Genomic DNA, 12,230 nt, shown 5'->3' on the forward strand with positions numbered 1-12,230 from the left:
GATTGGGTCAACGCAGAGCTGAGGAGCGCTTATGTCCCTGAAGCCAATCGTTGCCCACGGTGTTCAGTTGTTCGTTGCCGAGAAAGGCAAACTCGCCCAGGGCCGCTGCCTTGGAGCAAAAGATGCGGCTGACGCTTGCAAGATCGCAGAAGAGAAGGTGCGCAACGGCCGCGCTGTTGGCGCGGCGGCATTTACGCGCACCATCTTAGACCCAGACTATGATGACGGTGCGGAGCCGACGACACTCGCCATCTTTGGACGAGTGCCGTCCGGAATATCGGATCAGCTGCCGTTCTGAGTTATTTCTTCATCATCAGGTTCATGCCGCGCTCTGGACCGTAGGTCTTGAACGCGGCAAGGCAGAACGTTGTCGTGCCGTATTGGCCGACCATCTTCTCCGCCGTGGCACGCTGTTCTTTGAATTTGCTCGTATAGGGCTCTTGCGTGAGATCGACCACTGACAACGCAGCAGCGACGGTGCTCTCTTGGTCAATCTGGTAGTCAGTGCACCACTTCTTGGCCATAGATATCATAGCAAGATTTTCGATTGCAGCCTGTTTTTGCTCTTCCGTAGCTGCGCGTGCGGTGATGGAGCCGCAAAAACTCGTGACTATTGTCAGCGCAACAATGCTCGATAAACGCTGCATCATCATATACCTCGGATGACTGCTACCGTCGCAGGATTTTGGGCATCGGTCTGTATGCGCCCAGCACGATCGCGACGATTTCGACGCTCAGGCCCTTCTCGATGACGTGGCTGAAGACCCGATGTGGAACGTGGATCGGCTCATCCCAGCGAGGGTCATCGCTGTAGGCGCGCAGCTCAACGAACTGGTTCTCGCCCTCGTGGTAGGCCTTGGCCGTTCGCTCGCGGAGTTGGCCACCGTCCCGGACCTTCTCGACGATCACGAGATCGCCGTTCACGGGAAGGCGGCCGCTCTGGCGGATGTCGAGGCAGTGAAGCGTGTCACCGTCAGCGGCGTAGAGGTTGAGCGAGGTTCCACGCACCACGAGACCGTACTGCGCTTCTCGGCGCCACCGCGGATCCGGCGTAATCGGGGCTGGCTCGAAGCGCGACTCGTCTATGTCCTGTTCTACCTCCAGCCATCGGCCGGCCGCGACCTCCCCCAGGACCGGCATCAGATCTCCGGCGCGCTGTGCCGTTTCCTCCATCGCCCGCGCGAGATCATTGTCGATCCGCGCATGTCCGTTCGTCTGTGGCGTCTCAGGGCCTTCCGCGTTGACCAGCCAGTTGACCGTTGTCCCCAGGACGCCGGCAAGCTTGTGGAGGTTCTCCGAGCGAGGCGACTTGGATTTCCCGTTGAGGATGTTCGTCGCGAACGCGCTGCTGAGCTTCGCGTCGAGAGACGCTTGGCGAGCGCTCATTCCGAGGGCGTCGAGGCGCTGCTGCACGCGCTGAGGAAGGCCTGCCTGGGTCACGCGGTATTTTAACCGCACGGAACGCTGGCCCCGAGCTGTATGTTTACCGTTGACTCGCGCGGTAAACATACAGCATCGTTCGACTCGATGACGCTTCTTGATGCCCTGCTGGCGGTCTCTGGCCGATTTTGCGAGGCGCGCGGCCTGAGTGCCGCGCGGACCTCGACGCTGGTTTTCGGCGACGGAAAGGTCCTCACGCGGCTTGCCGAGGGCCGCGATCTCACCACGCGGCGGCTCGAGCTGGCGATGCAGTGGTTCTCGGACCACTGGCCCGAAGACAAGGCGACGTGGCCGCAGTCCGTCCCGCGCCCACCCAAGACGATCCCAACCGAGGGAGCTGCCGCCTGATGCCCTGGGCCATGCTCGACGGCGAGGAGAGTTACGCGGCGACGGTCGTCGCAGAGGCCATGAGGCGCCCCGACCCGGCCATTCGCCGGGCGCTCCTCCTGGAGGCGTACCTGTGCGCCTCGGGCCATGATCGGGACGCGGTGTTCGCCGTCGTCGTTGATCGGCTGTCCGCGCTGGAGGTGACGCCGGCAGGCGCCGCCCCCGCGCAGGAGACGGCCAACGCCGTCCTCCGCCAGGTGGAGGGCTAGGCCTTGGGCGCCTGGACGATCGCATCGATGGCGGCATGCGCTTCCCGAAAGAAGTCGCCGCCCTTGGAGATGGCCTTCTCGGCATCGGACAGGCGTGCGTGCGCGCGCTCGAAGACTTTGGTGCGGGCGCCGGGAAGGATGTCGTCCAGCACGTCGAGGATCGCCCGCCTGACCATGTCCTCGGCAGTCAATCGCGCCGGCGATCCGATCGGGGCAAAGTCGTCGCTCATTCTCAGCTCCATGGTGACTAGACACCTCCATGGTAGCCGGCCGGGTGAGGCTGTCGAGCTTCGCGCTCATGGCCTCACCCGCGCTTGGCCGATCTCGTCGACCGGGAGCGCGGCATGATGCGCAAGCTCTCGGCCTCCGAGCTCGTCTCCCAGCACCTGCCGGGGCTCTCGACCAACGGCGCCGCCATCACGGTGACGTTCGCCGATCGGGCTGTGTCGCAGGCGTTCTTCGACGCACTGCTGATGGACCGCCATGCCGGATACGTGCGGCGCGCCAACGAAACGGCCCCAAAGTCCGGGGAAGGCATCCCGCACGGCGCGACGCGGCTGATCCGCTCGATCGACCTCAAGGTCGGGCCGGAGCCGAGCCGCGCCGTGCTCGAACTGGTGGACGGCGAGCAACGCGCGCATCGCTTCTTCGTCACCGTCAGCGACCTGCAAGAGCTCGCGACGATCTCTCTCGTCGCGCGTCGACAGGGCGGCTTCGTTGCCCAGTTCAGCCCGTGCGAGGGGGAGTCCTCGATCGTCTATCGTGGCCCGCAGAACCAGGGCCGGACCGACCACCCACGTGCCGAGCCCCTTGATCAGTTCTTCAAGGGCGGCGCGATCGAGCGGCGTCTCTTCGACGTCGAGAGCAGCGTCAGGATCCAGCGTCGGCGCGTCAACGCGCTGATGGCCACCTACGTCGAGCGGGCACGGCTGCCAAATGGCCGTGTCCCCGCCAGCTGCTGCCAGCGCTGCGGCGCGCCGATCGGCTACCTCGGCCGCGCCTTCGAGGCGGTCGGCGTGGCGCACCATGTCTGCCGTGCCGAGCGGGAGAAGGCGTAGATGGCGACCGATCCCGTCCTCACCGCCGCGATCGGCGAGCTGGCCGACGCCGTCCTCTACGCCGCCGCCGGCCTCGCGGCGGTGATCCTGGTCATGGGCGCGGTGATCACCGTCGTGGCCTCCGGCGTCCTGCATCAGCTCCAGGACCTGAACGACCACGTCGCCAAGGTTCGGGACGAGGGCGTCGACATCAACGTCGACGCCGGAGCGATCGGCCGCTCGCCCTTCGACGCCGAGCAGCTCGTCCGGCTCTACGGCTTCATCCTCGGCCTCTGGCACAAGCGCACCAAGCTGAAGGGCGAGCAGATCCCGTCCACCGAGCGGGTGACGCTCGACCTCGCCGAGGCCGTGGGCATCGAACTGCCGACCCGCCAGGACGTCGTCGGCATCCGGCCGAACGGCACCACCGTCCAGACGTCGCTGCTGCCCTACGGCGCGGAGCCGATCCCCGCCGCCCTCGATCCGGAGACCGCGTAGATGCGCTCGCGCCCTATCAGAACCCTCGCCGATCGCGTGGCCGCGCTGGAAGACCAGATCGACGGTCTGGCCTCGTCGACGGAGGATAGATCGGACGGCAGCGATTGCCGCGACGAAGACATCCCCGAGCGCGATCCCGCCGATCAATCGGCGAAGATCTCGGCGAGGCCGGTCCGGGGTATGGGGGTGAGCGTGCGGTCTGATCTCACGAGCTTCGTCGGGCTTGAGATCATCGACTACGCGGGCAAGCCGCACCGCTTCCTCGTCGAGCCGGGTGATTTGGCGTTGCTCCTGCCGCCCCGGACGCAAGCGCTCGCGCCGTCCGCACCCACTGTGCCCGCCGTGGACCCGGACGAAGAGCTGACCCGGGCCCGAGCCCGGCTGACCAATGCCGAGGCCGAGCTGAAGGAGCGGGAGCTGCAGGCAAGGGCCCTCGTCCCGCCGCGCGAGGGTTACCTCCGCGCTGATAAGCTGACCGTCGGGTTTGACGAGAAGCGCGGCGTCACGACGCTCGCCGTCACGGCCCTGGGCTTTCACTCCGAGCTCGCGATCGGCATCGACCCGAGCCGGGTCCCCTGGCTGATCGAGAAGCTGGCCTGGGCCATGGGCCAAGCCAAATCGGACGAGGGCTGACATGCCCTCCCGCCGCAGCATCCTCGCCTTCTTCGGGCTCGGCCCAGTCGCCGCTCCGGTCGCGATCGCCGCGATCTCCGCGCCTGCGCCGGAGATCTTCGGCGCCGACGTCACGGCGGACGGTGTCGCGGTCGTGCGGGCCGGGGCGATCCGCGCGCACGGCTCGTGGGAGGATGTCCTTCGCGAGCAGGACGCCTTCTTCGCGCGCTGCGACGCCTGCAAGCTCGTGCTGCCCTGTGACCCGGTCGGAGACGCCTGATGCGCTCTCGACAGCTGGTCCCCGCCCGCGCATCTGTGTCCGTCCCTCGCGCTCAAGCCCAAGGCGCCGCCTCCCGTGTTCCTGCGTATCGCCGCGCTCCTGTTGGCCGTGCTCCTGCTGCTGGGCGCGCTGCCGGCGTTTCGGCGAGCGGACAGGGCCAGGGCAGAGGGGCGACCGCTCCTGACGCGGCTCTACGAGTCCACCCGGCCTTGGCTGGCGATCCTGGCCGCGGCCGCGATCGGCCTCTGGCTCCTGTCGAGCCGGTAGCCACAAAGATCCGGCCGCTCCCGGCCGCCCGAGGTTCGACCGGTGCTTGGGCAAGCGCCGGCCGGGCATGCCCCTTCGTGGGCGTTTCCTCCCTAGACTCCGCCGGGGCCTGCGGGCTCCGGCGCCTTTTGGGAGACGACAGAGCTACGCGCGATGGCGCGGCAAGAGCGGCCCGAGGCGACCAGGGCGACGGTGGGATGGTGGCGACGGCCCCATCGAGCCAGTCCGTTGAGAAGGTCGTGCCGGGGGCGACGGGCGATGGCGACGGCCTGACCTCGGCCTCCGGTCCCGGCGTCATGCCGGGCAGTAATTCGCCCGACTGGGCACCCGACAGCAGAAGGGCGGCCGCGTGATGCGAACCGCCCCTGCTCACCTCCACGCGCCTCTCAGCCTGCCAGCCCCGGCGCGTGCTCCTGACCATCGTTGCGTCAACCTCCTCGCGAGGGACGATCGATGACCGCCTCGCTCTTCCCGACCGGACCCATCGGCCGATCGCCCTCGATGACCAGATCATCGAGGAGGCCGATGAAACAGTCGCCCAGAAACTCCACCACAGCTGTGGTGGAAGACACGACAGGTGTGGGTGAAGAACGAACAGTTGTTGCGGAACGCCTGTCGGCGTTTCTCCGGCGCAAGCATCCCACCAAGACGGCGGACAACGTGGCTGCCGACACCGGGATCTTCCCGGCAACCATCGCGCGCTGGCTCGACCGCGGTTCCGCGCCGAGCCTCGAATCCCTGTCCCAGCTCGTCGGCGCGTACGGGTCCGAGGTGCTGTGTGTGATCCTCGACCATCCGCCGCCGGCCCTGATCGCGGCCGCGCGCCAGGAAGAGCGCGAACGCGTCGAGCGTGAGATCGCCCGGCTGCGCCAGCAGATCGACGGAGGCCGCCGATGAGGCTGGACGGCTACTTCGAGATCCTGCGCGCGTACCTGGCCGCCGGCCTTCGCCGCCTCCAAGGCTGGTCACTCTGGCTGCCGGAGCTCCTCGGCGTCCTGGCGAACCTCGCCGATCCGGCCATGCCGGAGAGCATTTGGCGCCCGCGCGAATGGCTGCCGCGTCTCTGGTCACGCGGCGGCCACGCCGACCTTCACCCGCCCGCCGGCGCTCCGGGCTCCCCGCCCGGCCGGCGCGATTCCTGAGGAGAGCATCGTGACCACAACCGTGCACGTCGAAGTGCCGAAAGACGTCGGCTGGACCGCCGAGGTGACGACTGTCGAACGGGAGACCGGGGGCCGTGTCCGCGCCGTCTGGTACAGCACCGTGAATCCGGGTGAGTCCCGATCCTTCTACGCGCACGAGTGCGCCTCCGTCTTCGTGGCAGAGGGCAAGGTCGGCGCCGATCGCGATGGCCATTCGAGCCTCGTCGGGATTTTCGCCTTCGCGCTCGGTGAGCCGGTCGGCCTCGTCGGCACCGACGAGCGCGGCACCGTCATCGCCCGAGCCGAGTACTCCGAGAGCTCGCGCAACTACCTCGTCCGGTACCGCGCCGCAGACGGTCGGCTGACCGAGGGCTGGTGGTCCGAGGCGGCGATCGCGGCGGCCAGCGCACCCGACGCGAATCCCGATCCGGCTGCCGACGCCGGCACCGAAGCCCCCGCCCCCCAAGCCTGAGGCCCGTCCATGCGCGCCCCGCTCGCAGTCCTCGCCCTCGTCCTTGCCAGCAGTTCGTCCGCGCTCGCGGCCGAGCCCCCGACCTTCCGCCTCTGCACCGGCTCCGAATCCGGCAACTACTTCCGCGCCGGCCACATGCTGAAGAGCAAGGCCGGAGGCCTGAAGATCGAGGTCGTGCCGACGCAGGGTTCGCTCGACAACCTGGACAAGCTCTCGGCCGGGCAGTGCGACGGCGCCTTCGTCCAGTCGGACGCGCTCCTGGTCTACTCGTCGAAGAACGCGGCCGCGCTCTCGACGATCGAGCGCGCCGGCGTGCTCTACCAGGAGCAGGTGCACCTCATCTGCAACCGCGGCGCGGGGATCTCCCGCATCACGGACCTGGGCAAGGCCAACACCGTCGCGGTGGGCCCGGACGGCTCAGGCGGCCGCACCACCTGGGACGCCTTCGCGCTCGCCGACAAGAAGCGCTTCGGGCCGGTGAACGTCGACACCCGCTCGGGCGTGCGCGCCCTGTCCGCCGTGGCCGACGGCAGTCAGGTGCAGTGCGCGCTCTGGGTCGGGGCGCTCAACGCGTCCTTCATCAAGAACGATGCGCAGGCGCAGGGCGACCGCGTCGTGCTGGTCCGCTCCGACGATCAGGAGATGGTGGGAGCGGCGAAGGATGCCCGGGGCCAGCCGGTCTACAGCTACGGCTCGATACCGGCTGGCACGTACCCGCGGGTCCAGCCGGGCGGCCTCGTGTTCGGCACCAAGGCCCTCGACACGATCGCGGTCGACGCGCTGTTCGTCACGGCGATCCCGTGGGTGAACGCCAACGAGCGCGCCTACGACGGTCTGCTGCGCGCCTTCACGGCCGCCAAGCCGCAGATCCAGGCGATCGCGCAGCCGCAGGACTGACGCCGTGGCTGCCCGCTCTCCCTCCCTCTGGGTCCTGATCGCCGCCGCCATCGCGACGGCGATCATGGTGCACCCGAGCTTCGCGGCGCTGCTCACCCTGCCGATACAGCTCGGGTTGCTCGTCGTCCTGCGCTGGACGGCGCGGCGGGAGGGGCGGCTCGAGGAGCGGTCACTGCATCCTTCAACGAAGCGGGGATTCGTCTGATGGCTGCCCTCGATCGGAATAGGCTCACCGAGCTGACGCCCTCGCTGTTGAGCATGTTCGGCAGCCGCGAGGCCGCGCTGGTCGAATACATCGGCCTCATGGGTGAGCTGAGCGGGCTCGCCGCCTCTGTCGATCTCGACGAAGGTGAGCGGCTGATCGCGCAGGGCTGCGAGCTCGTGCGGCAGGCGATCACACGCGCCGCCGCGCAGGGCTCTTCCGCGTCGTGACAACCTGGTGCGCCATACCGCGCGCCCTCCCCAGTCCAAGTCTGAGTTCGCAAGGGCGCGTGATGCGTGGTCCGAGGCCGTGGCTGTTGAGCGAGGTGGCGACCGCTGCCCGTCCGATTCTGGCCGTCGAGCGCGACGCTGCGAGGGCGAGAGAATTGGGCGGAACCCTTGTCAAAATTAGACAAGGGTCGAGGGCAACGGGTGCAACGGCAGCGCGATGGGGTAAGAGCCATCAGTGGCTCGACTGGCTGCTGAAGGTCAGCGACGCAGCCGTTGCAGATCCCATCCGGCTCGGCGCGGCGCTGAACTTCCTCGATGCCGGCGGCGCTCCGAACGTCGCATGGTCCTGCATCTCGTCGGCGCGCGATTCAGAGGCTACGATCACGCTGCCGGCGCTGAAGCGTCAGGGCCGGCAGCTGCTCACGGATGCTTGGAAGGGCCGTTGGAGCCTCGTCGACATCAACCTGGCGGCGCGCGCGCTCCTTGAGGCCCGGCTCGGCCACGCGCCTGTCATCGGCGGCACCTTCGACGCCGCTCAGCGGCGCGCGCTCGCCGACCTCGGCAAGCTCTGGGACGAGAGCGCCGACTTTCTGCTGCGCACCTTCGAGGTCTGCGAGGCCGCCGCGGTCGATCCGGACCGTTTCGGCTTCCTCGTCCCGGTCATGTGCAAGGCCGACAACCCGACAGCCGCCTGGAATCGCATGCGGGCGGTGGGCGACGAGCAACGCTGCCTGGAGCTGATCCCGTACGATGGATCCGTCCAGACTGCGGTGCTCGACCCGCCCTGGAAGGAAGTGAACGTGTCTGCGGCGGCCGGACACGCCTACGCGAAGATGTCGCTCGACGAGATCCGCGCACTGCCGTTGCAGCGGTGGACCTGGGAGGATTCCCACCTCTACCTGTGGTTCATCAACGGCGTCTGGGGCGACATCCCATCGATTGTTCAGGAGTGGGGCTTCGAGGTCAAAACAGTCCACACTTGGGTCAAAGAGGTCAGCGACCTCAGCCGCAACGATCCGAAGTTCAGCCTCGGACACGAGATGCGGAATACCACTGAGCATTTCGTCTTTGCTCGTCGTGGATCCAAGCTTCGCATGCCTCGGCGCTCCGCGACGTATTCAACGGCGACCCATCACCGTTGGCCGCTGGGCGCCAACAGTGAAAAGCCGGACGCCTTCTACGATCTCGTGAGGCAGTGCTCCTACGGACCGTTCGGGGAAGCGTTTCAGCGCAAGCCGCGCGAGGACTTCATCAACCTCTACCGGCAGGCCGAGCCGCCTCGGCTGGAGGCCGCCGAATGACGGCCGCCACGCCCCTCATGGCGATCGCCGCCCTCGAATCCGAAGCGCTGCATCGGCGCGCGCGACGCGGAGGCTTCGTCCCGCAGCTGGCGGCGCTCCATGCGTCCCGCTTTGCGGTGGCCGGCCTGCTGCTCGCCTTCATCTGGGCGGTCGGACGATGAGCGCGAATCCGAACCGCCGCGGGCTTCTGGGCCTGTTCGCCGCCGCGCCGATCGCGGCCGCCGCCAGCGTCCAGCCGGCCTCGGTGCTGGGCCGCGTCCGCATGATGGCGGCGGCCGGTCGCTTCGACGCGCTAGCGCCGGCGGCGCTGGGCCGGCTCGCCGATGGCACGCGAGGCGCAGGCCTGCCCGGGATTGGCGCCGCGCTCGAGCGCGCGCACCCGCTGGACGCGTCGACGCCGCCCGATCTCCTGGAGCTCGTCGCCGGCATCGGATCCGAGCCCGCGCGGATCGAGGCGCAGCTCACGGCCGAGGCCCGCGCGATCGCCGCGGTGGCGCTGGTCTATCCGCCCGAGATCGCGGCCTTCCGCTCGTTCGGGGCTCCGATGCGCTGCCGGCTCTACGCCGAGCTGCTGACGCGCGAATCCGTGCGCTTGGCCGCCGCGAGCGAACCGCCGCCGATGCCGCCGGCATCATCCGGACCGGACGCCTAGCGTGGCGCTCGGGAGCAGGCCGCGGAGCGGCCCCGACTCCCGCCAGACTCGGACTCCGAATCCGCTTCCGGCCCACGCGGGCCGCCCGACCGCGCACGCGCGGCAACCCTCCCGAGGTGATCCATGAGCACGCCCACGACACCGGTGCTGATGTCGAAAGCGAATCCGGACGGATGGAAGCTAGAGGAGCTGCTGGCGCAGCTGCGCCTGGAGCTGCACGCGAAGAACGACCGGATCGCCGACGACCCGCGACCGACCGCCAAGGCGGTGCGGGCGAACAACCTCGGCATGATCGACCTGCTGTCGGTCCTCGAGGGCCGCCAGCGGGACACGCTCGCCCGCCTAGACCGCTTGGCGCCCGACCAGGGTCCGGGCGGCACGCCGCGCCTCGGCGCCGGCGCGGCCGACGTGCCGGCGGCCTCTCTGCCGACGCCCAGCACGGGTGCCGCGCCGGCCCCGGCCGACGGGATCGAGCCCGCGAGCGCCGCCGCGGCGCCAGCCGCCGCCCAGCCGGCCGTCTGACGCGCGGAGCCGCCCAGCCATGAACCCGCAGCTCTGGCCCTTGCCCCGCGGTCCCCCGCGCCAGGACATCAGATCCTCGCGCGCCCTGCGTCAGGTCCCCGCCTCGTGCCCGACTGATGCCGCCCGGTCCGGACGAGATCCGGCCTTCCGCAGGTCCTGAGCTGCCGCCTCCAGACGCCGTCCTTTTCGGCGGAGGCCTGTGGCCCGGCCCGCGTTGCGAGCTTCTCACACCGCCCCGCCGACCCGACCGCCGTTCGCGAGCAGCGATTTCAGCGACGGGTATTCGCGTGCCCGGAGCCGGAAAGGCTTCGCGGCCGGCCAATGAAGCTTTGCCTGAACGAAGGCGCACCGCCCATGAGTATCGAGGCCATCCACTACGTCATGAAGACGGACATCCCGGACGGGATCGCGAAGCTCGTCGCCTTCGTGATCGCGGACTACGCGCACGCCGAGACTGGGCAGGCCTGGCCGAAGATCGAGACGCTGGCGCGCAAGTGCTCGCAGTCCGTCCGGACCGTCCAGCGCAAGATCCGCGTCCTGGAGGACCTCGGTATCCTGCGGGTCGAACAGCGCCACGCGGAGACCGGCCGGCAGCGGGAGAACCTGTTCGTCCTCTACCTGCCGGGCGTACCGCGGCCGGCGGCGAACGACCCGGCGCCGCCCCAATCGAGTGGCCGGCCGGATCGTGGGGAGGGTGACACACAGTCACCCATACCGCCGCCCGATCCAGTCACCCTCGGGGGTGTCACGCCAGTCACCCCCGAGGGTGACACTGCTGTCACCCCTAGAGGAATCCCCCAGAAGGAATCCCCCAGAAGGGAATCCCCCAGGAGAGAGACTCGGGACTCGGCGCTACCCCCCGCGTCCGCTGACACGGCCACGGCCCCCAAGGGGGCTCCCTCTCCCCGGGCGGTTTTGTGTCCCGATGGATTCGCGCCGGAGGGGCGCCACTACGCGGCCGCCGAGGCTCTCGGCTTCGACGCCGCCTTCGTCCGGCAGACCGCCGCCAGCATGCACCGCTGGTCGCACGCCAACGCGCACCGCCCGATCGCCCGGAAGGCCGACTGGGCGCTGGCCTTTGACAGCTTCCTCGACACCGCCCTCCGCGAGGCCGCCGAGCGCGCCGCCCGCGAGACCCGCCGCTCCGCCCCCGCATCCGCTTCGCCCCGCCGCTCCACGAACGGCGGACTCGCCCTCGTCGCCGAGATGATTGGATTGCCCCATGACCCTGCCGACCTCCTCGATGTCCTCGGCCTACAGTCGGGCCGTGCTCCCGCTGCTCCCGACGCGAGAGTCGGATCGCTTCATCGCGCAGTTCACGAACCGGCTGGAGGACACGCCGGGCTCCTTCCGGCGCAAGCGCCTGCCCGTCGCTTCGGCGCCTAACCGGGCGCAGCAGGACTGGCTGGAGCACCGGCGGGATGAGCTGCGGCGCGCCCTCGTGCCGACGCCGGGCCCGGAGGCGAACCGGGAGATCATGCTGCTGATCGCCAGCAAAGCGAACTTCGGCGCCGACGCGCAGGAGCTCACCACCAAGGTCGGCTTCTACGCCCAGGCGCTCGCCGGCGAGCCGACCTGGGCGATCGAGCGGGCCCGTCTCCGGTTCCGACAGCCCGGCTGGCGCTGCCTGTGGGACGGCAAGGGCTGCCCGTCCGACACCGATGTCGTTGCCGAGTGCCGGTACGAGACCCTGCCGCTCGAAACCGAGCTGGCGAGGGTCGAAGCGATCCTCGGCGCCGAGCTCTACGACACCGGCGCCACCGACGACGATCGGGCAAACGCCGTCGCCCACTGGGAGACGGTGAAGGCGGAGCTACGCGGCGAGGCCGTGATCACCGAGCAGACGGAGGAGGAGATCTCCGCCGAACGCGCGTCGATGGCGCGGGCGAACGACCGGTTCCGCGCGCGGGCCCGGGCCGAGGCCGCAGCGCAAGGCCGCGGCCAGGCCATGTGGGGCCGCCTCCCGATCAGCGACGAGCTCGCCCACAAGATCGGCCTGCGCGTGCCGATCCCCGCCGACCACGAAGAGGAGGTCCACTGAACCGACGCGCCCGGCCGGCGCAGACAGCCCGGCCTCACATC

The 12,230-nt window shown here is 69.2% G+C and carries 22 protein-coding genes and 1 pseudogene; 20 read left to right on the forward strand and 3 right to left on the reverse strand.

The genetic code is table 11. The annotated features are described in order from the left end of the window. The first annotated feature begins 31 nt into the window (after positions 1 to 31). Positions 32 to 298 (forward strand): hypothetical protein, encoded by a 267-nt coding sequence (locus J3A75_RS14815; protein ID WP_209650334.1) that lies wholly within the window; start codon positions 32 to 34, stop codon positions 296 to 298. Position 299: 1 nt separating this feature from the next. On the opposite strand, the gene J3A75_RS14820 is transcribed toward J3A75_RS14815, so the two are convergent. Together J3A75_RS14820 and J3A75_RS37250 are read right to left on the reverse strand one after the other, a co-directional pair. Beyond that, positions 300 to 653, reverse strand: a complete 354-nt coding sequence (locus J3A75_RS14820; protein WP_209650335.1) for a hypothetical protein — start codon at positions 651 to 653, stop codon at positions 300 to 302. 16 nt (positions 654 to 669) lie between these two features. Next, complete coding sequence (locus tag J3A75_RS37250; RefSeq protein WP_209650336.1) at positions 670 to 1,440, reverse strand: S24 family peptidase; 771 nt, start codon at positions 1,438 to 1,440, stop codon at positions 670 to 672. 39 nt (positions 1,441 to 1,479) lie between these two features. On the opposite strand from J3A75_RS37250, the gene J3A75_RS14830 reads away from it, so the two are divergent. Further along, the gene (locus J3A75_RS14830) at positions 1,480 to 1,788 is read left to right on the forward strand and encodes a hypothetical protein (protein WP_245364432.1); all 309 of its coding nucleotides are present in this window, start codon (positions 1,480 to 1,482) and stop codon (positions 1,786 to 1,788) included. Then, a complete protein-coding gene (locus J3A75_RS14835) occupies positions 1,788 to 2,036 on the forward strand; it encodes a hypothetical protein (protein WP_209650337.1) in 249 nt (82 codons plus the stop codon). Before J3A75_RS14830 ends, J3A75_RS14835 begins: the two co-directional genes overlap by 1 nt. On the opposite strand, the gene J3A75_RS14840 is transcribed toward J3A75_RS14835, so the two are convergent. Further along, complete coding sequence (locus J3A75_RS14840) at positions 2,033 to 2,266, reverse strand: hypothetical protein (protein ID WP_209650338.1); 234 nt, start codon at positions 2,264 to 2,266, stop codon at positions 2,033 to 2,035. The genes J3A75_RS14835 and J3A75_RS14840 overlap by 4 nt on opposite strands. Before the next feature lie 114 nt (positions 2,267 to 2,380). On the opposite strand from J3A75_RS14840, the gene J3A75_RS14845 reads away from it, so the two are divergent. The 17 genes and pseudogenes from J3A75_RS14845 to J3A75_RS14925 all read left to right on the forward strand — a co-directional run bounded on the left by J3A75_RS14845 (position 2,381) and on the right by J3A75_RS14925 (position 12,189). Then, positions 2,381 to 3,094 (forward strand): hypothetical protein, encoded by a 714-nt coding sequence (locus J3A75_RS14845; protein ID WP_209650339.1) that lies wholly within the window; start codon positions 2,381 to 2,383, stop codon positions 3,092 to 3,094. Continuing rightward, a complete protein-coding gene (locus J3A75_RS14850) occupies positions 3,095 to 3,571 on the forward strand; it encodes a hypothetical protein (protein ID WP_209650340.1) in 477 nt (158 codons plus the stop codon). Beyond that, positions 3,572 to 4,204 (forward strand): hypothetical protein, encoded by a 633-nt coding sequence (locus J3A75_RS14855; protein ID WP_209650341.1) that lies wholly within the window; start codon positions 3,572 to 3,574, stop codon positions 4,202 to 4,204. It begins immediately after the preceding gene. A gap of 1 nt (position 4,205) precedes the next feature. After that, positions 4,206 to 4,463, forward strand: coding sequence for a hypothetical protein (locus J3A75_RS14860; RefSeq protein WP_209650342.1), 258 nt, complete (start codon positions 4,206 to 4,208; stop codon positions 4,461 to 4,463). 75 nt (positions 4,464 to 4,538) lie between these two features. Further along, on the forward strand, positions 4,539 to 4,730 hold the full coding sequence (locus tag J3A75_RS14865; RefSeq protein WP_209650343.1) for a hypothetical protein: 192 nt from the start codon (positions 4,539 to 4,541) through the stop codon (positions 4,728 to 4,730). A 525-nt stretch (positions 4,731 to 5,255) separates the two neighbouring features. Further along, positions 5,256 to 5,627 carry a hypothetical protein gene (locus J3A75_RS14870; RefSeq protein WP_209650344.1) on the forward strand — a complete coding sequence of 124 codons (372 nt, stop codon included), beginning with the start codon at positions 5,256 to 5,258 and terminating at the stop codon, positions 5,625 to 5,627. Beyond that, positions 5,624 to 5,872: a hypothetical protein gene (locus J3A75_RS14875; protein ID WP_209650345.1), complete on the forward strand. Its 249-nt coding sequence runs from the start codon at positions 5,624 to 5,626 to the stop codon at positions 5,870 to 5,872. The genes J3A75_RS14870 and J3A75_RS14875 overlap by 4 nt, the downstream gene beginning before the upstream one ends. 10 nt (positions 5,873 to 5,882) lie before the next feature. Beyond that, the gene (locus tag J3A75_RS14880; RefSeq protein WP_209650346.1) at positions 5,883 to 6,344 is read left to right on the forward strand and encodes a hypothetical protein; all 462 of its coding nucleotides are present in this window, start codon (positions 5,883 to 5,885) and stop codon (positions 6,342 to 6,344) included. Positions 6,345 to 6,353: 9 nt separating this feature from the next. Continuing rightward, a complete protein-coding gene (locus J3A75_RS14885; protein WP_209650347.1) occupies positions 6,354 to 7,241 on the forward strand; it encodes a TAXI family TRAP transporter solute-binding subunit in 888 nt (295 codons plus the stop codon). 4 nt (positions 7,242 to 7,245) lie between these two features. Beyond that, positions 7,246 to 7,446 carry a hypothetical protein gene (locus tag J3A75_RS14890; RefSeq protein WP_209650348.1) on the forward strand — a complete coding sequence of 67 codons (201 nt, stop codon included), beginning with the start codon at positions 7,246 to 7,248 and terminating at the stop codon, positions 7,444 to 7,446. Then, the gene (locus tag J3A75_RS14895) at positions 7,446 to 7,673 is read left to right on the forward strand and encodes a hypothetical protein (protein ID WP_209650349.1); all 228 of its coding nucleotides are present in this window, start codon (positions 7,446 to 7,448) and stop codon (positions 7,671 to 7,673) included. The genes J3A75_RS14890 and J3A75_RS14895 overlap by 1 nt, the downstream gene beginning before the upstream one ends. Positions 7,674 to 7,768: 95 nt before the next feature. Next, on the forward strand, positions 7,769 to 8,974 hold the full coding sequence (locus J3A75_RS36545; RefSeq protein WP_312892923.1) for an MT-A70 family methyltransferase: 1,206 nt from the start codon (positions 7,769 to 7,771) through the stop codon (positions 8,972 to 8,974). After that, entirely contained in the window at positions 8,971 to 9,135 is a 165-nt protein-coding gene (locus tag J3A75_RS14905; RefSeq protein WP_209650350.1) for a hypothetical protein, read from the forward strand. Before J3A75_RS36545 ends, J3A75_RS14905 begins: the two co-directional genes overlap by 4 nt. Then, a complete protein-coding gene (locus tag J3A75_RS14910; RefSeq protein WP_209650351.1) occupies positions 9,132 to 9,626 on the forward strand; it encodes a hypothetical protein in 495 nt (164 codons plus the stop codon). The genes J3A75_RS14905 and J3A75_RS14910 overlap by 4 nt, the downstream gene beginning before the upstream one ends. Positions 9,627 to 9,749: 123 nt before the next feature. Next, complete coding sequence (locus J3A75_RS14915) at positions 9,750 to 10,148, forward strand: hypothetical protein (protein WP_209650352.1); 399 nt, start codon at positions 9,750 to 9,752, stop codon at positions 10,146 to 10,148. Between the two features lie 381 nt (positions 10,149 to 10,529). After that, a pseudogene (locus J3A75_RS37370) lies at positions 10,530 to 10,646 on the forward strand (helix-turn-helix domain-containing protein); the annotation flags it as partial. Positions 10,647 to 11,370: 724 nt separating this feature from the next. Continuing rightward, positions 11,371 to 12,189: a hypothetical protein gene (locus J3A75_RS14925; protein ID WP_245364429.1), complete on the forward strand. Its 819-nt coding sequence runs from the start codon at positions 11,371 to 11,373 to the stop codon at positions 12,187 to 12,189. Positions 12,190 to 12,230: the final 41 nt, after the last annotated feature.

Source organism: Methylobacterium sp. PvP105, from assembly GCF_017876975.1.
Lineage (GTDB): Bacteria > Pseudomonadota > Alphaproteobacteria > Rhizobiales > Beijerinckiaceae > Methylobacterium > Methylobacterium radiotolerans.